General features: G+C 60.6%; 11 protein-coding genes and 2 pseudogenes. 11 read left to right on the top strand and 2 right to left on the bottom strand.

Going from position 1 to position 17,121, the window contains the following annotated elements; translation table 11 throughout:
* Window positions 1-19 precede the first annotated feature (19 nt).
* The 6 genes and pseudogenes from FHT29_RS28875 to FHT29_RS35110 all read left to right on the top strand — a co-directional run bounded on the left by FHT29_RS28875 (window position 20) and on the right by FHT29_RS35110 (window position 7,076).
* The gene (locus FHT29_RS28875; protein WP_168600714.1) at window positions 20-1,906 is read left to right on the top strand and encodes a sigma-54-dependent Fis family transcriptional regulator; all 1,887 of its coding nucleotides are present in this window, start codon (window positions 20-22) and stop codon (window positions 1,904-1,906) included.
* A gap of 162 nt (window positions 1,907-2,068) precedes the next feature.
* Window positions 2,069-3,142, top strand: coding sequence for a 2,3-butanediol dehydrogenase (locus FHT29_RS28870; protein ID WP_168600713.1), 1,074 nt, complete (start codon window positions 2,069-2,071; stop codon window positions 3,140-3,142).
* Window positions 3,143-3,260: 118 nt separating this feature from the next.
* A complete protein-coding gene (locus FHT29_RS28865; RefSeq protein WP_168600712.1) occupies window positions 3,261-5,063 on the top strand; it encodes an NAD(P)/FAD-dependent oxidoreductase in 1,803 nt (600 codons plus the stop codon).
* A gap of 607 nt (window positions 5,064-5,670) precedes the next feature.
* A complete protein-coding gene (locus FHT29_RS35005; RefSeq protein ID WP_131512104.1) occupies window positions 5,671-6,081 on the top strand; it encodes a hypothetical protein in 411 nt (136 codons plus the stop codon).
* A pseudogene (locus tag FHT29_RS35115) lies at window positions 6,069-6,467 on the top strand (hypothetical protein); the annotation flags it as partial. The gene FHT29_RS35005 and the pseudogene FHT29_RS35115, both read left to right, overlap by 13 nt.
* A gap of 3 nt (window positions 6,468-6,470) precedes the next feature.
* Window positions 6,471-7,076, top strand: coding sequence for a HEPN domain-containing protein (locus FHT29_RS35110; protein WP_342587930.1), 606 nt, complete (start codon window positions 6,471-6,473; stop codon window positions 7,074-7,076).
* Window positions 7,077-7,242: 166 nt separating this feature from the next.
* Here FHT29_RS35110 and FHT29_RS28850 read toward each other — a convergent pair whose 3' ends face one another.
* Window positions 7,243-8,376, bottom strand: coding sequence for an IS701 family transposase (locus tag FHT29_RS28850; protein WP_246703168.1), 1,134 nt, complete (start codon window positions 8,374-8,376; stop codon window positions 7,243-7,245).
* A gap of 371 nt (window positions 8,377-8,747) precedes the next feature.
* Between FHT29_RS28850 and FHT29_RS28845 the strand changes: the two genes are divergently transcribed.
* From FHT29_RS28845 to FHT29_RS28825, 5 genes are all read left to right on the top strand, one after another.
* Window positions 8,748-9,632: an AraC family transcriptional regulator gene (locus FHT29_RS28845; protein ID WP_173412749.1), complete on the top strand. Its 885-nt coding sequence runs from the start codon at window positions 8,748-8,750 to the stop codon at window positions 9,630-9,632.
* A gap of 168 nt (window positions 9,633-9,800) precedes the next feature.
* A complete protein-coding gene (locus FHT29_RS28840; RefSeq protein WP_131512126.1) occupies window positions 9,801-11,987 on the top strand; it encodes a TonB-dependent siderophore receptor in 2,187 nt (728 codons plus the stop codon).
* 237 nt (window positions 11,988-12,224) lie between these two features.
* The gene (locus tag FHT29_RS28835) at window positions 12,225-13,070 is read left to right on the top strand and encodes an ABC transporter substrate-binding protein (RefSeq protein WP_246703167.1); all 846 of its coding nucleotides are present in this window, start codon (window positions 12,225-12,227) and stop codon (window positions 13,068-13,070) included.
* A gap of 7 nt (window positions 13,071-13,077) precedes the next feature.
* Complete coding sequence (fhuB, locus tag FHT29_RS28830) at window positions 13,078-15,054, top strand: Fe(3+)-hydroxamate ABC transporter permease FhuB (RefSeq protein WP_047558447.1); 1,977 nt, start codon at window positions 13,078-13,080, stop codon at window positions 15,052-15,054.
* On the top strand, window positions 15,051-16,106 hold the full coding sequence (locus tag FHT29_RS28825) for a siderophore-interacting protein (RefSeq protein ID WP_246703166.1): 1,056 nt from the start codon (window positions 15,051-15,053) through the stop codon (window positions 16,104-16,106). Before fhuB ends, FHT29_RS28825 begins: the two co-directional genes overlap by 4 nt.
* 84 nt (window positions 16,107-16,190) lie before the next feature.
* Here the strand turns inward: FHT29_RS28825 and FHT29_RS28820 are convergent.
* Window positions 16,191-16,904 (bottom strand): annotated as a pseudogene (locus FHT29_RS28820) (IS6 family transposase).
* Window positions 16,905-17,121 lie beyond the last annotated feature (217 nt).

Here is a 17,121-nt window from a genome sequence, read left to right as displayed (position 1 = left end):
CCTTGAGAGCCGGTGATTGATGGATTTTGCGGATCACGTTAAGGAAATCGAGCGGGTCGGACAGGGAAGCAATACAGGGCGCGACGCCATCGTCGTGGAATCCTGGCGACGTTGCCTGGACACCTACCAGCTTGACCCGGCACAGGCGCGCGAGGCGGTCATCGTCTCGCAGACACGGCTGCGCGAACATCGCCAGCAGGCGGAAGACCTCGTGCACATCGCCCGCTCCGGTCTGGAGCGGCTCTACCGGCAGGTTGCCGAGCAGAACTATGTGCTGCTGCTCTCCGACCGTCAGGGCGTTACCGTCGAATTCCTGGGCGATCCGTCCTTCAACAACAACCTGCGCAAGGCGGGTCTCTATCTCGGCTCCGAATGGGCCGAGCCCCGCGCCGGCACCTGCGCCGTCGGTGCCTGCATCGCCACCGGCGAGGCGCTGACCATCCACCAGACAGACCATTTCGATATCACGCATACGCCGCTCTCCTGCACCGCCGCGCCGATCTACGACACGCAAGGGACCCTGGCCGCCGTCCTCGACATTTCGCTCCTGAGTTCGCCGATCCTCAAGGCGAGCCAGAACATGGCGCGCCATCTCGTCTCTTCCACGGTGCGGCGCATCGAGCTCGCCAACCTCATGGCCAGCAGCCGTCACGATCTGGTGCTGCGCTTTGCCGGCGCACCGGAGTTCCTCGACGTCGACCCGGAAGCGGCGATTTCCGTCGACGGCGCGGGCCGCATCACCGGTATGACCCATGGCGGCGCGCGGCTTCTTGCGGCCTCGCGCGGGCTCGACTGGCGCAGGCCCGAGCTTCTGATCGCACAACCGGTCACCGACTTCTTCGAAGCGGAGCTCGACGAACTCGCGTCCCTCACCCGCGCCAGCCTGCCGCAGAACCGGCGGATCGCCGTGCGTGACGGGTCGACCCTCTATGCCCATGCCATCGAGCCGCAGCAGCGCACGGTGAGCTTGCCTGTTGCGCGTCCGTCCCGGCAACAGCCGGCGATGAGCAGCCTGGGCGGCAACGTTCCGGCCGTCGACGAACTCAGGCGCAAGGTGACGAAACTCGCGCCGAGCAGGCTGCCGATCCTCATCCAGGGCGAGACCGGAACCGGCAAGGAATATCTGGCCCGCATCGTTCACACGGTGAGCGGGCTTTCCGGCCGCTTCGTTGCGGTCAATTGCGCGGCCATCCCCGAACAGCTCATCGAAAGCGAATTGTTCGGCCATGCGCCGGGGGCCTTTACCGGCGCGCTCGCCAAGGGCCGCAAAGGGCTGGTCGAGGAGGCGCAGGGTGGAACCCTGTTCCTCGACGAAATCGGCGACATGCCCTACGCCGCACAAAGCCGGCTGCTCAGGGTTCTGGCCGAAGGCGAAGTCCTTCCCGTTGGCGGCTCGGTCCCCCGCAGGGTCGATTTCCGTGTGCTTTCGGCGTCGCATCGATCGCTGGTCGACATGGTTGCGGCCGGCGCGTTCCGCGAAGACCTCTATTACCGGCTGAACGCCGCGGTGCTTACGCTGCCGCCGCTCTGCGAGCGCGAGGACCTGCCCTGGCTGGTCGAACAGCTGCTCGAAAAGCATGGCACGGAGGGCCGACCTCTCAGGCTCTCGGGTGCCGCCAGACTGCTCGTCCTCCACTATGCCTGGCCGGGCAATATCCGCGAGCTCGATAATGCCATTGCCTTTGCCGCAGCGCTGTGTGACGACGGTCTGATCGAGGTGAAGGATCTGCCGGACCAGCTGTCGGGCATGTCCGCGATCCTCGGCGAAGACAGCCATCAAGCCGACCTCAGGGCAGTGCTTCTGACCTGCAAGGGCAATGTATCCGAAGCCGCACGCCGGCTCGGCATCGATCGCACCACCTTGCACCGCCGCATGAGACGGCTCGGCATAGACCGCCCGCATTGAGTCCCACACTGTGGCATCCGCCACAGCTGTTGCGCCGCAGCTGTTGCATGTCGCGCCGCTGCCGGCACGAAAAGCTGAATGATATCAGTCATCGCCCCGGCGCGCGCCGCTGGCATGGGCATTGCTCCTCCCCTGTTGTCAAAGACAGCCAATGGAGGAAACATGCGCGCACTCAGATTTCACGCAGCCAAGGACTTGCGGCTGGACGACATTCCCGAGCCGAAGCAGCCGGGGCCGGGACAGGTTCTCGTGCGCAACCGCTTCGTCGGCATCTGCGGAACGGATCTTCACGAATACAGCTACGGTCCGATCTTCATTCCCAAGGAGCCGCATCCGTTCACCGGCGCGCACGGCCCGCAGGTCCTCGGCCATGAGTTCGGCGGCGTCGTCGAGGCCGTTGGCGAGGGCGTGACGTCGGTCGCCGTCGGTGATCGCGTCTCGATCCAGCCGCTGGTCATGCCGAGATCGGGCGACTATTTCGCCGATCGCGGCCTCTTCCATCTGAGCACGCAGCTGGCGCTGGTGGGACTGAGCTGGGATGGCGGTGGCATGGCCGAAGCCGCCATGGTCAACGAATACAATGTCCAGAAGATCCCCGACGAGATGACCGACGAGGAGGCCGCACTCGTCGAACCGACGGCGGTTGCCGTCTATGCCTGCGACCGCGGCGGCGTGACCGCCGGCAACAGCGTTCTCGTCACCGGCGCCGGGCCGATCGGCATGCTGACCCTGCTCGCCGCCCACGCGGCCGGTGCCGCGCAGCTCTTCGTCTCCGATCTTAACGATGCCCGGCTGGAGCTGGCCAAGAGCGTGCTGCCCGACGTCATCACGATCAACCCTAAGCGCGACAACGTCGGCGATGTCGTCCGCACGCAGACGGAGGGACAGGTCGGTTGCGACGTGGCGATCGAATGCGTGGGCAACGAACATGCGCTCAAGGCCTGCGTCGATGCGGTACGCAAACAGGGCGTGGTCGTCCAGACCGGATTGCACCCGCACGAAAGCCCGATCGACTGGTTCCAGGTCACGTTCCGCGACCTCGAGGTCAAGGGCTCTTGGGCCTATCCGACACATTACTGGCCGCGCGTGATCCGCCTGATCGCCTCGGGCCTGCTGCCGGCGACCAAGATCGTCACCAAGCGCATCACGCTCGACACGGCGGTAAAGGAGGGCTTCGATGTCCTGCTCGATCCGGCCGGCACCCATCTAAAGATCCTGATCGATCTTTCGAAATAAGCATCTCTGCGACGCCTGTTCCGGGAGAGGAGCCCGGCCGGCGGAGGCTTTGACGCTTTCCGGAACGCCCCATGCGGGCGTTCCATGACCACCCCCAAGCATCCACGGAGGAGAAAAAATGCTTGATATCAGCCCCGGAACCAAGATCGACACGATGCTTTCAAAGCTAGGGCAGGCGCTGGAAAGCGGCGACATCGACGCCGCTGTCAACCTGTTTCAGGCCGATTGCTACTGGCGCGACCTGGTGACATTCACCTGGAACCTGAAGACGCTGGAAGGCCATGAGCAGATCCGCGACATGCTGACCAGCCAGCTTACCGCCACCAAGCCCTCGAACTTCGTGCAGGACACGAAGGAGGCCGCCTCGGAGGCCGGCGGCGTCACTAACGGCTGGTTCGAATTCGAGACTGCGGTCGCGCGCGGCTATGGCCATATCCGCCTGAAGGACGGCCTGATCTGGACGCTGCTCACCACCATGACGGAACTGAAGGGTCACGAGGAGCCCAAGGGGGCTCGCCGTCCGATGGGGGCGGAGCACGGCCATGACCGGGATCGCAAGACCTGGAAGGAAAAGCGCGAGATCGAGGCCGCCGAACTCGGCTATTCGGTGCAGCCCGAGGTCGTGATTATCGGCGGCGGTCAGGGCGGCATCGCGCTCGGCGCGCGTCTTCGCCAGCTCGGCGTGCCGACGATCATCATCGAGAAGAACGAGAGCCCCGGCGACAGCTGGCGCAAGCGCTACAAGTCGCTCTGCCTGCATGATCCCGTCTGGTACGATCACCTGCCCTACATCCCCTTCCCTGAGAACTGGCCCGTCTTCACGCCCAAGGACAAGGTCGGCGACTGGCTGGAAATGTACACCAAGGTCATGGAGCTGAACTACTGGGGCTCCACCACGGCCAAGTCGGCGCAGTATGACGAAAAGACCGGCGAATGGACGGTCGTCGTCGAGCGGGATGGCAAGGAAGTGGTGCTGCGGCCGAGGCAGCTGGTGCTGGCGACCGGCATGTCGGGCAAGGCCAATGTGCCGCAATTCGAAGGCCAGGACGTCTTCAAGGGCGAGCAGCACCATTCCTCGCAGCATCCCGGCCCGGACGCCTATGCCGGCAAGAAGGTCGTCGTCATCGGCTCCAACAACTCCGCCCACGATATCTGCGCGGCGCTCTGGGAGGCCGGCGCGGATGTCACCATGCTTCAGCGCTCGTCCACCCATATCGTCAAGTCCGACTCGCTGATGGAGATCGGCCTCGGCGATCTCTATTCCGAGCGGGCGGTCGAGGGCGGCATGACGACGCGCAAGGCCGATCTCATCTTCGCCTCCCTGCCCTACCGGATTATGCATGAGTTCCAGATCCCGATTTACGACAAGATCCGCGAAAAGGACGCGGACTTCTATTCCTCGCTCGAAAAGGCCGGATTCATACTGGATTTCGGCGACGACGATTCGGGTCTCTTCATGAAATATCTGCGCCGAGGATCGGGCTATTACATCGACGTCGGAGCCTGCGATCTGGTCATCGATGGTTCGATCAAGCTGAAATCCGGTGTCGACGTCTCGCATCTGACGGAAAACGCCGTGGTGCTGAAGGACGACACGGAGCTTCCGGCGGACCTCGTCGTCTATGCCACCGGCTACGGCTCGATGAACGGCTGGGCGGCCGATCTCATCTCGCGCGAAGTGGCCGACAAGGTCGGAAAATGCTGGGGCCTCGGCTCCAACACGACCAAAGACCCAGGTCCCTGGGAGGGCGAGCAGCGCAACATGTGGAAACCGACGCAGCAGGAAGCGCTGTGGTTCCACGGCGGCAACCTGCACCAATCGCGCCACTATTCGCAATACCTGTCACTTCAGCTGAAAGCCAGGCAGGTCGGCATCGACACGCCGGTTTTCGGGTTGACCAAGTCGCACCACCTGTCTTAGCGCTCATCAAGGGCGCCGCCTTGGCCGGCGCCCTTTTGCTTCATCGGGTGGCTTATTGTATCGAAGAAAAATAGCGATCTTCAACGGCATCGCCGTGCCAAGACCGCTCGGAATACGAGCCAGCTACCGTCTGAAATGGGCACAACGGAGCCGCGAACCATCCTGCTCGCCTTGAAGGGATGTGAACCTGAGACCTTGCTATTCCGATTTTCGCTTGGTGCCAGATTATATACTAGTTGCAGGATCTTGATCCCCTCTCAAGGTGGGATCAGCGCCTATATTCGGTCGTGCCTGCCATGCGTCGTGAACTGACGCATGGCCCATTGTTTGTGAATACTGCTTATCAGAATAAGATAGGGCATGAACGACAGAGAAGCGCTTCCAGACATTGATATCGCTGCAGGTACCTGCAACGACGAGGCTGAGGAGATCAGGCGGCTGAAGAAGGAACTGACTCGCGTCTCACCCCAGAGACGGCCCTCCTTTTTTTGATGGGGGTGCAATCGCTACGTGCGCTTCCTATATGGGTTGCCATTGAAGTTGATCGCGGACGAACAGGCTAATCCGTTGGCTGTGCTTCAACAAAAGTCTTTTGAAGAGGGGTTTTATGCGCATTAAAGAGCCTTTGGTACGATCGGGTTTCTTTTGGCTTCCCGGCAAGGAGGACTACAGAGCACCAGGAACGTTGACGATTTCAGAAGCCGGAAAGGTTCATCTCGAAATCCTTGGGAGTTTTTCCGGCCCGACCGGGTCCGTCGAGGACCTTAAGGATGAGACGCTGACCATCGGACGCGTGGTCGGCCAGATTGAGAAGGAAGGCATGCTCACTCTTGAGCACTGCTTCTATCGGAAGCTGCCTTACGGTTTCGGCGGTGTCATCAAGTCGAAAGTCGAAGCATCCTGGGCAATTTTGGGTGTGGCATTCGACGCCGATGAGGATATCCTTTCGACGAGCAGTACACCTCTGTCCAAGGCTTCGAGGAGTGGCTTCGTGTTTCAGGGCTTTCCCTGTCGTTAATTGATACCCCACTCGTTTACTCCGTCGAGTACCGTCGCCCCGAGCCGATTACCCTATATGAAGGCGATGATTTCACGTTGTCCGTTGGTTTCGGACACACCATGCCGTCCATGACCGACGTGAAGCATGCAGAGATAAATGCCTCGGCTTATCTGAAAATATCAGCCCGGGAACCGCAGAAGCCCGGCTTCTTTACAAACATCGTCACTATGCTTCGAGAGTTTGTATCGTTCGCCGTCGACACCACGGTGTCGGTGACGGAAGTCTGGGCGATCAATAAAGCCATCACGGAACCGATTGGCGAGGGTAAAACCAAACCAGCCAAGATGGACTTGTACTACCGTTCGAAAAACCACCTCGATAAGACGCCCAAAATTGACAGCTTCCGGATGTTGTATCGCTACCTCGATGTTCAGGGTAATTCCCAGAAGATAGTCGCCAGTTGGTTCGAGTTGTACGATGTAATCCTACCGGTCTTGCACCTCTATTTTTCAACGAGAGCAGGGTTACATACATTTCTGGAGGGACGTTTTCTTTCTCTCGCCCAGGCTGTTGAAACGCTGCACCGTCGAACCTCGACTGAAACCGCGATGGCCGCCGCCGATTTCGGCGCCTTGAAGGACCTTCTGATTAAGGCCGCTCCTGACGCGCACAAGGAGTGGATTGGACAGAAGCTGGCTTTCGCCAATGAGATCAGCCTTGCAGACCGACTGAAGCGGATTCTCGAACCATTCAAGGATCGGTTTGGAAGCGACGCAGACAGAAAGCGTCTTGTCCGGTTGATAGTGGACACCCGAAACTACCTGACGCACTATGACCCTAAATCGGAGCACAAGTCGGCTGATGGAATGCCGCTATATGTGCTTTGCGAGAAGATGGAGGCGCTGCTCCAGCTTCATTTCCTGAAAACACTTTCGTTTTCGGATGAGCAAATTGAGGCTGTTTGTGTCGGACCGCAGGCGTTGAAGGACAAGCTCAATTTGCGCCTCACGTAAGAGACGAATTAGCATTACAGTTGCATTTTTGATTTGAGGAGCGCTTGCCTTGCTGCGGCTTGGTGTACCCGTCGCCAAAGCGACCATGTGATGACGCATGAAGGTTCAATTCGCTGTCGTGCGAGGCGTGTTGCGCTCCGGCGGATTTCCTGGATCGACCAGCGGATCAATTGCTGATGCTGTACCCTAAGCGCTGCCTCGTTTTTGGGGGTGGCATAGTGTTGGCGCGATGACGAATGACCGCCATCATGGCGAATGCGAGCATGACCAGCGAGACATGGCGATGCCAGCCGTGCCAGGAGCGGGTCTCATTGTGGTCAAGGCCGAGCTCGTTCTTGGCGGTTTCGAAGCTGTCTTCGATGGCCCAGCGGTGGCCCTCCACGGTCACCAGCTTTTCCATGGATGTGCCAACCGGACACCATGTGGAGAAGAAAGCGAGATCGCCATCGGCGATTTTGCGGCGGATCAACAGCCCCCGTGTCCAGGTGCCGGGGAATGCCGCCTCGAAATCATCGGCATCGAGGTCGGCCAATTCGAGATAGACCCAATCGTGCAGTCGCGCGCCCTTGATCCCATCGCCTGCCGACAAGCGTCGCCAGGCATCGTCAGGCAAGGCTTCGGCGATGTCCTTCGCTGTCCCGGCAACGGCCAGCGGTTTGTCCCATGAGCGAAAGAGATGATTGGCGTTCACGCCCAGCACATAGCCCTTGGCGGCTCGTTTGAGCGCCATTTCGATGTCGCCTACGCCATAGACGCTGTCGGCAGCCACCCAGGAAAACGGCACATCCGAAGCGATCGCCCGCTCGATCATCGTCAGCGCCAGTGCCGGCTTGGTCAGAAAGCTGACCGCTTCCGGCACATGAGCGCTGGCCATACGGCTCCCGTCCTCCGTCCAGACCTTCGGCAGATAGAGCGCCCGGTCGATGAAGGCATGACCATGGCGAGAGACATACGATGCGAACACGCCGATCTGGCAATTGGTGATCTTGCCCGCCGAACCTGTATATTGCCGGCCGACACCACAGGATGCCTTGCCCTGCTTGAGAAAACCGGTCTCGTCGATCACCAGGACCGCGTCAGCATCGGCCAGCGTCTCAAGGGCATAGTCACGCACGATATCGCGCAAGGCGTCCGCGTCCCAATGACCACGCCCCAGAATAGCCTGCTGCCGCCATGGGCCGGGATCGCCGGCCGCCTCCGCCCGCATCAATCCCGTCTTGCGTCGCTCTTCTCCCAGCAAACCGTCCAGGAATTGGCTCGCTGAATTCGCCACCCGCTCCTGTGTAAAAAGCGGTCGCATTCGCGCTTTCACATCTCGTAACGAAGACGCCCAAAGCTCCAGCGCCGTCTCTATAGATTCAGGCAACGCACAAAGATGCAACTGTAATGCTAGCCCGAATTGCTTGCCCGATTTGCAGCGATTGATTAGCCGTGCCCAATGATGCGAACCACCATAGGCCTCGATCGCGATCAACGTTGACGGGCAGGTCGTGAAGAAGAATGGTCGCGTTGCCATATAGTACGCGAGTGACGGCGATGCGTTGAAGCTCACCGCCGGAGAGCTTCAAGCCACGCTCGCTTGCGCGAGGCATTGTCATCTAAATACTGTTGTTATAATAACTTGAGTTTAATTTACAGGATTAATGCAAGGGCGGACGCCGGAAGCAGCAAATGATGTTTCAGCCGAGAATGCAGAACAAGATCGGAGGCTTTTCCGTCATCGGCGGCATGCATCGTCGCTACTGGAACGGCATGGTTGCCGATATCTGGAACGTCAATTGTGCCGCACAAGCCGGCGGATACTATGTGGCACGCGATCCGCGCCTGTTCATCCTTCTGGAGCAGCGTGGGGCAGGTAAGACCAATGTTCGACCCTCGCCTGCCGCGCAAGGCCAGCTGCAGGATTATAGTAGCGGTCGCATCTCCTATATCCCTGCCGGCATGGAGCTCTGGGTCGACATGGCGGGCGTCGAGTTCGTGCGCCACCTCGATATTCATTTCGATGCGGAAATACTCAGCCAGCGCCTGATGGAAAATATCGATCCGGCACAGCTCGACCGGCCACAGTTGCATTTCAACGACCCGCGGGTGATGGCGCTCGCCGAGCTTATCGCCGCCGAATGTGAAAACCCCGAGCCACTGCACGATCTTTACGGCGATGGTCTGACGCTTTCGCTTTTGATCGACGTGTTGCAGTTGCGCGGAACCCAGCCACGCAAACGCAGTGGCCTTGCCACCTGGCAGTTGCGCCGTGCGGTCGACTATATCGAAGAGAACTGCACGCGCGCCATCCGGCTGGAAGAACTGGCTGAATTGACCGGCCTCTCCCAGTCGCATTTCAGCCATGCCTTCAAGGCGTCCACGGGTGTGCCGCCGCATCAATGGCAAACGCAGGCCAGGCTCGAACGGGCGAAGCAGCTTCTTCTGAACAGCGAGATGCCGCTGACGACCGTCGCCGTCGAAACCGGCTTTGCCGATCAGGCGCATTTCACCCGTGTCTTCCGCAAGAATGTCGGCACCGCGCCCGCCAGTTGGAAGCGGAGCAGGCTTGCCTGAAAACCACAGTCCGCGATCAATTGTACGTTTCGCGGAGAATTGCCCAAAAACATTCAATTTCCCCCGTGACAGACAAGCCGCACCCATAAATATGAGTTAACTACTCATCTTATCGAGGGATCGGCCAACCGGCCGAACGGGCGCAAGAATTCGGGACGAATGACGGAAATGCAGGGATTGAAGCAGGAGGTATCGCGAGCGCGGCTCGTGGCGACGGGCGCAGCTATTATCGCGCTGCTAGCGGGCTCCAAGGTCATGGCGCAGGAAACGCCGACGGAGCTGCAGCCTTTGGTTATTCAGGGTTCGCAACAGAAGAGTGAAGACAGCGGCATCGCGCCGGTCAAGGGCTATGTCGCCAGGAAGACCACGGCAGGCTCAAAATCCGACACGCCAATCACCGAGGTACCGCAATCGGTCTCCGTCATCGGCCGGCAGGAAATGCAGGATCGCGGCATCACCAACAAGGTGGATGAGGTTCTGCGTTATACACCCGGCGTCACCACGCAGCCCTTCGGCAATGATGGCGATACCGACTGGTTCTACATTCGCGGCTTCGACGCGACGCAGAGCGGCGTCTTCATGAATGGCCTGACGCTCTATAGCTACGGCTTCGGTGGCTTCCAGATCGATCCCTATATGCTCGAGCGCGTCGAAGTGCTGAAAGGGCCTTCCTCCGTGCTTTATGGCGGTGCCAATCCGGGCGGCCTCGTCAACATGGTCCGCAAGGAGCCAACGGACACTCCTCAATATTCGACCGAGATCGGCATCAACAATCTCGGCAATGCCTTCGTCGGCTTCGACTTTTCCGACAAGCTTTCGGCCGACGGCGTCTACCGCTATCGCCTGACCGGCAAGATCGCCGGCGGCGACACCTATAGCGACGGCACCCACGACCTGCGCGGCTTCATCATGCCGCAGGTCACCATCTCGCCCGATGAGTCCACCAAGCTGACCGTCTTCGGCATGCTGAGCGGCCTGGACGAAATCCATAGCGGCAACGGCTTCTTCCCCTATGTCGGCACCGTTGTCGATGCCCCCTTCGGCAAGATCAAGCGCGATGCCTTCTATGGCGAGCGAAGCATCGATAATCTCAAATATGCCCAGCAGATGCTGGGTTACGAATTCTCGCACGATTTCGACGGCGGCTGGACCGTGTCGCAGAACGCGCGCTACGGCCACCTCTACAAGCGCGAGGAAGGCCCGTATCTGAACGGCTATGTCGACGGCAATCCGCTCAGCCCTGGTTATGACGATCCCAACTACATGCTGAACCGCATCGGCTTCTTCGAGCGCTCAAAGGTCGATACGTTCTCCGTCGATACGCGCGCGGAAAACAAGTTCGACACCGGACTGATCAGCCATGATTTCCTGATCGGCACGGACTATTCGATCTACCGCCTCGACCAGATCCAGGCGTGCTGCGGCTCCAATCCGATCAGCGCCACCAACCCCGTCTATGGCACGCCGCAGGGCAGCAACTTCGTCTACCTCAATCAGGTCATGACGCAGCAGCAACTCGGTATCTATACGCAGGACCAGATGCGCTTCGGCGACGGCTGGCTGGTCACGCTCAACGGCCGTTACGACTTCGTCGACACCAATTCCGACTCGAAGGTCGGCACGAGCTACAAGTCGAACGTATCAGCGCCAAGCGGCCGTGCGGGCCTCGCCTACGAGTTTTCCAACGGCATCACGCCCTATGTCAGCGCCGGCACCTTCTTCAATCCTCTGATCGGCACCAGCGTTACCGGCGGTGGTCTGACGCCGGAGAAGGGCGAGCAATACGAGGCCGGCATCAAGTATGAGCCCGACTTCATCGACGGCCTGTTCACGGCGTCCATCTTCCAGATCGACCGCAAGAACATGGCGCTGACCGATCCAGTCACCTTCCTGCAGCGCCAGGTCGGCGAGGTCCGCTCGCGCGGTGTCGAATTCGAAGGCAAGGTCAATCTGGATGACAATTGGAAGCTCCTCGGCTCCTATTCCTACACCGAGCTGACGATCACCAAGGACCTCGACTCCTCCATCATCGGCAACTCGCCCTATCTGGTGCCGAATTCCACCGCATCCCTCTGGCTCGACTACGCCTTCACGAGCGATGCGCTTGACGGGCTCAGCATTGGCGCCGGCGTGCGCTACCAGGGCAAATCCTGGGCAGACCAGGCCAATACGCTGCGCGTACCCTCGGCAACACTCTTCGATGCGGGCATCCGCTACGAGAAGAAGGGCTGGGGTGCAGCACTCAACGTCGCGAACCTGTTCGACAAGGAATATGTCTCGGGTTGCGCCGGCGCGAATGTGTGCGGCTACGGCGAAGCGAGAACCATCACCTTCAAGCTCAGCAAGAAGTGGTAAGTTGAGAATTATAGTATACTTTCATTTTCAATCATGGCAAGGAACCGAGGATTGCCGCAAGGCAATCCTCGAACTCGTTTCAAACCGAAGGCAACGCTTACGCATGACGACGCAGTGGCTGCGAATTTACCGCGTCGGCGCGGGGATGCTTGCCCAGTCACAGTGCTGCAGCCTGGTCAGCTATTTCCAATGACAGCAGGAAACACCCATAAGCTGTCTCGAAGACAGTTCATTGCGATGGCAGGCGCAGGCGCGATCGCAGGCCTGACGCCGGCGCGCGCGGCGGCGAGCCCGCGTGTGGCGACGCTCGATTGGGCCATTCTGGAAACCCTGCTGGCGATCGGCGCAAATGTGGTTGCCGGTACCGAATTACTGCAATTCCGCGACGTTGCCGTGACCCCGGCTATTCCCGCGGGCGTTGCCGATCTCGGGCTGCGCGGCACGCCGAACTTCGAAGTCCTTTTTGCATCCAGGCCAAATCTGATCTTCAATTCCAATTTCTATACCTGGGCCGACGATCACATGCGGCTGATCGCACCGGTCGAGAGCCACGCCATTTATCAACCCGGAGCCAACCCCTACCAGCTTTCGGAGCAGGCAACCCTTGCGATCGGCGATCGGCTTGGACTTATGACAGGTCGCGCCCTCGTCGACGCGATGCGCGAAAAGCTCGAAGCCTATCGCGCCAGTTTCAGCAAGGGCGATCACCGGCCGATCCTGCCGATCAATCTGGGCGACGCCAGGCACTTTCGCGTCTTCGGCTCCGATAGCATGTTCGGGGAAGTTCTCACCCGCACCGGCCTGACCAATGCCTGGCCGGATTTGACGAGTTATTCGGCGACCGCACCGGTCGGCATCGAACGGCTAGCCGCCATGCCGGATGCATGGATCGTCCTCATCCCGCCGCATCCGGCCGAAGCTCTGGCGGAACTCCAGCAAAGCGCATTCTGGAATGCGCTTCCGCCGGTACGGCAAGGTCGTGTCCTCATGCTCGGCTCGATCAATCCCTATGGTGCGCTGCCGGCGGCAGAACGCTTCGCCGATCTCCTTGCAGGAGGGCTCAACCGTGCATGGAACGATTGATCGGCCTGTGATTGCCCAAGGCAAATCGCTGGCACGCAACGGTGCTCTGCTCGCCACTCTCTGCATCCTTGCTTTTGCAGCTCTGCTCTTGCTGCGGCCGCAGCTTGCCGCTGATGTACGCGAGGCAGCCGCACTCAACCATATCTTGCTCACCGATAGCCTGCTGCCGCGCTCGGCTATCGCAATCATAGCCGGTGCGGCTCTCGGCCTTTCGGGCGCCTTGCTGCAAAGAGTCTTGGGCAATCCGATCGCCGACGCCTCGACGCTCGGGATCGCCGCCGGGGCGCAGCTGGCGATGACGATCGCTGTCGGGCTCTTTCCCCTGCTGATCGGCCTGCCGCGGGAGATCTCTGCCTTTGTCGGCGGGCTTGCTGCGGTCCTGATCGTTCTGGCATTGAGCTGGCGGCGTGGTCTCGACCCGGTGACGGTGGCGCTATGCGGCATGATGGTGACGCTGGTTGCAACCGCACTTAGCGTCACCATCATTCTCGCACGCGGCGAATATGCAATGTCCGTCTTCATCTGGGGCGCGGGCGCGCTGAACCAGCAAAACTGGGATGGCGTCGTCACGCTTGCGCCGCGCCTGATCATCGGCTTTGCAGCCGCATTGGTACTGGTCCGTCCTCTGACGGTGATGAGCCTGGACGACCGCAGCGCCAAGAACCTCGGCCTTGCGTTGCACAGCATGCGCCTTGCCATTCTGGCGCTTGCCGTCTGGCTGGCGGCTTCGGTGACGGCGCAGGTCGGCATCATCGGCTTTCTTGGGCTTGCCGCACCTCACATCGCCAGATTCTGCGGCGCGCGGCGCACCCGGCAGCTGCTGATCGCCGCCCCTATCGCCGGCGCCGGCCTGCTGTTCCTGACGGATTGCCTGGTGCAGCTCCTCTCGCCGGGGTTCACCGACCTTGCCCCGACGGGAGCAGCAACCGCGCTCCTTGGCGGACCGCTCCTGTTGCTGCTTCTGCGGCGCCTGCATTCCGGCAATGCGCTGCGCGCCGTTGGCGGCCCTCGGGCACGGCTGACTATTGCAGCACCGGGACGAGCGCTTGCTTTGCTCGCGCTCGGCTTCGTTCTTCTGATCCTCATTGTTCTGTCGGTCGGGCGCAGTTTCGATGGCTGGCACATGGCGATCGGCAGCCAGTTTCGGGAACTTCTGCCTTTCCGCCTGCCGCGCACCGTCGTTGCAGCAACTGCCGGCGCGATGCTCGCCGCAGCCGGCTTCATCATGCAGCGCCTCACCGCCAATCCGCTCGCAAGCCCCGAGGTCCTGGGAGTGAGCGCCGGCGGCGGTGCGGGCCTGACGATCGCACTCTTTCTCTTTGCATTCCCCTCGCCCGTCGTCACCATCACCGCAATGACGATCGGCGCGCTGATTGCATTCCTTGGCATGATGGCATTCAGCGCGCGTGGCGGCTTCGACCCCGAGCGACTGCTGCTTTCGGGCGTCGCCATCGGCGCTCTCTGCATGGCAATCGTCACTGTCGTTCTTTCACGCGGCGATCTGCGCGCCTATCTCCTGCTGACCTGGCTGTCGGGCTCCACCAATCGGGCCGGCTCCTTCGAAGCCTGGATCGGGGTCATTTCGCTTGTGCTTCTCGTTCCGATCCTGCCGATCCTGAGGCGATGGTTCGATGTGCTGCCGCTCGGCGGCGACATTTCGCGCTCCGTCGGCCTCTCGGTTGCGGCAAGCCGCCTCACTCTGGCGGTTCTTGCGGCCATCCTGACTGCGATTCCCTCTTTCCTCGTCGGCCCGCTCAGCCTGACGGGGCTGATCGCACCGCATCTTGGGCGCCTCATAGGCTTTCGTAGCACCGTCAAACAGTTGGGCACGAGCTTGTTGCTTGGTGCCATGCTGCTCGTGCTGGCCGATTGGCTGTCGCACATTGTGATCTTTCCCTATGAGGTTCCCGTCGGTCTGTTCGCGGCGCTGATCGGCGGCCCCTATCTCATCTGGTTCCTGACCCGCAAGGAGACGAAAAAATGATGCATGCAAGGGATTTCACCGCTTCCGGCGTGGCAACCCACAAGGATGCCGGTCAATTGCTGGATAAGTTCTGCGCGCGTTTTGCCGAACATGTCACCATCACGAGAAGCGCGGCCGGAGCCCGCCTCGATACCGTCATCGGCAGCGCCGACATCGCCGTCAGCAATGATCGTCTCGACATCAAGCTACGTTGCCCGACGGCAGCCATGCTCTTCACGATCCGCAGCATGGTCGCCGAAAACCTGTTCGAACTCTCCACCAGCAACACGCTCGCCCTCAATTGGGCCGACGGCCCGCAACCATCAGCCATACCGAACTTCCGCGAAATCAGGGTTGTCGATGCCTACCATATCACCCCGCATATGCGCCGCGTCGTCGTCGCGACCGATGATGCCAGGCATTTCGTCGAGGGCGGCATGCATGTCCGCCTGCTCATCCCGCCGAAGGGTCGCGTGCCGGTCTGGCCGCATACGGAGCCAGACGGCCGCATCCATTGGCCGAAGGGCGATGATGCGCTGACCATCCGCGCCTATACGATCCGCAGCATCGATCTTGACCGAGGCGAGATAAATATCGATTTCGTTGTACATGAAGGCGACGATGTGCCGGGAGCGATCTGGGCGATGACCGCGCGCCACGGCGATCGCGCCGGCCTGATCGGCCCCGGTGGCGGCGGCGTGCCAGCAGCGCGCAAACTCATTCTTGCTGGCGACGAAGCCGCGCTGCCGGCCATCGCCCGCATTGCAGCCTCCGTCCCTGCCGATGCCGAGTTGCGGATCTTTCTCGAGGTCGCCGACAAACAAGAAGAGCAGCCGCTGACATCAAGCGCATCAATGGATGTCACCTGGCTGCATCGCAATTATGCCGCTGCCGGAACGACGGATACGCTTGAACGCATCCTGCGCGACATCGTGCCTGCGGCCGATCCGGAAACCTTTGTCTGGGTCGCCTGCGAACAGAAGCAGGCCCGTGCCGTCCGCGCTTTCGTCAAGAGCGAGATCGCCAGGGATCCCGGCACCTTCAGCATCGCCGCCTATTGGCAGCGTTGTTGAGGAAGTAGCCGTTCACCGATGACGCGTGCGGGTGGCGTCGCCTTAACAGGGTGGAACCCGTGGTGAGGGCGTGTGTCCGGTATTTCAGGTAGCAATCGTGCCAGCGGTTTCACGCCAGATCGAGATGGCGTGAGTGCGAAGCTGGCGATGGTCGGTGGCGGTCAAGCATTTCCTGTGAAGAAGAAAGAGATTGGCGATCTGGCCGTGAGTTGAGACGAAATGCTGGCACTGTCGTGCGGACTTGAACCGCATCATTCGTCACTCTCGTCGTCGCACAGCAAGATGAGAATTCTCAGCTCGGTTGTTCAATCCCTTGTGCGAGCGATGCTCCACGCGTGGCATCAACTCGGCCTTTGCGGCCGAATAGGAACGCAGCTTGTCGGTCACCATCACGCGCGGGGCGATACCTTGATCCTCGAGCAGCTTGCGCATCAGACGCAGGACGGCTGCCTTGTTCCTTCGGCTTTGCAGCAGGGCATCGAGGACATAACCGTTTGCATCGACGGCACGCCACAGCCAGTATTTCCTTCCCTTGATCGTCACCACCATCTCATCGAGCTGCCACTTGTCGGCAAAGTGGCCGCGTGAGCGTCGTCTGAGCTGATGAGCGAACTTCAGGCCAAATTTCGTCGCCCATTCCGGGACCGTCTGGAATGAAACGTTGATGCCGCGGTCAGCCAACAGATCCTCGACGTCGCGAAAGCTGAGCGGGAACCGATAATAGAGCCACACGGCGTGGGCAATGATCTCAGCGGGAAAGCGGTGGCGTCTGAGGTGAACATGCGGGGCTTCGGTCATGACAACCCGAATACCAAGTCGATCCCAACCAGGCCGTTAAGGCGACGCCACCCCCCTGTTGCATGATTGAGACAATGTGGCAGGCTTTGCTTGCATCGGCCAAAGCGGCCTTCCCAATTTGATCTAGAGCAGATCTTGTTCATTCCGGGTCATATCCAGCGGCCCTGAAGTAGTTTGCGCATTCCGCCGGAGTGAAGCGGGGTAGCAGAGCGCCGAC

It is taken from the genome of Rhizobium sp. SG741 (genome assembly GCF_012275435.1).
GTDB classification, from domain to species: Bacteria; Pseudomonadota; Alphaproteobacteria; order Rhizobiales; family Rhizobiaceae; genus Rhizobium; species Rhizobium lusitanum.
The sequence above is the reverse complement of the archived record's forward strand: the minus strand, read 5'-3'. Positions and strand labels throughout refer to the sequence as shown.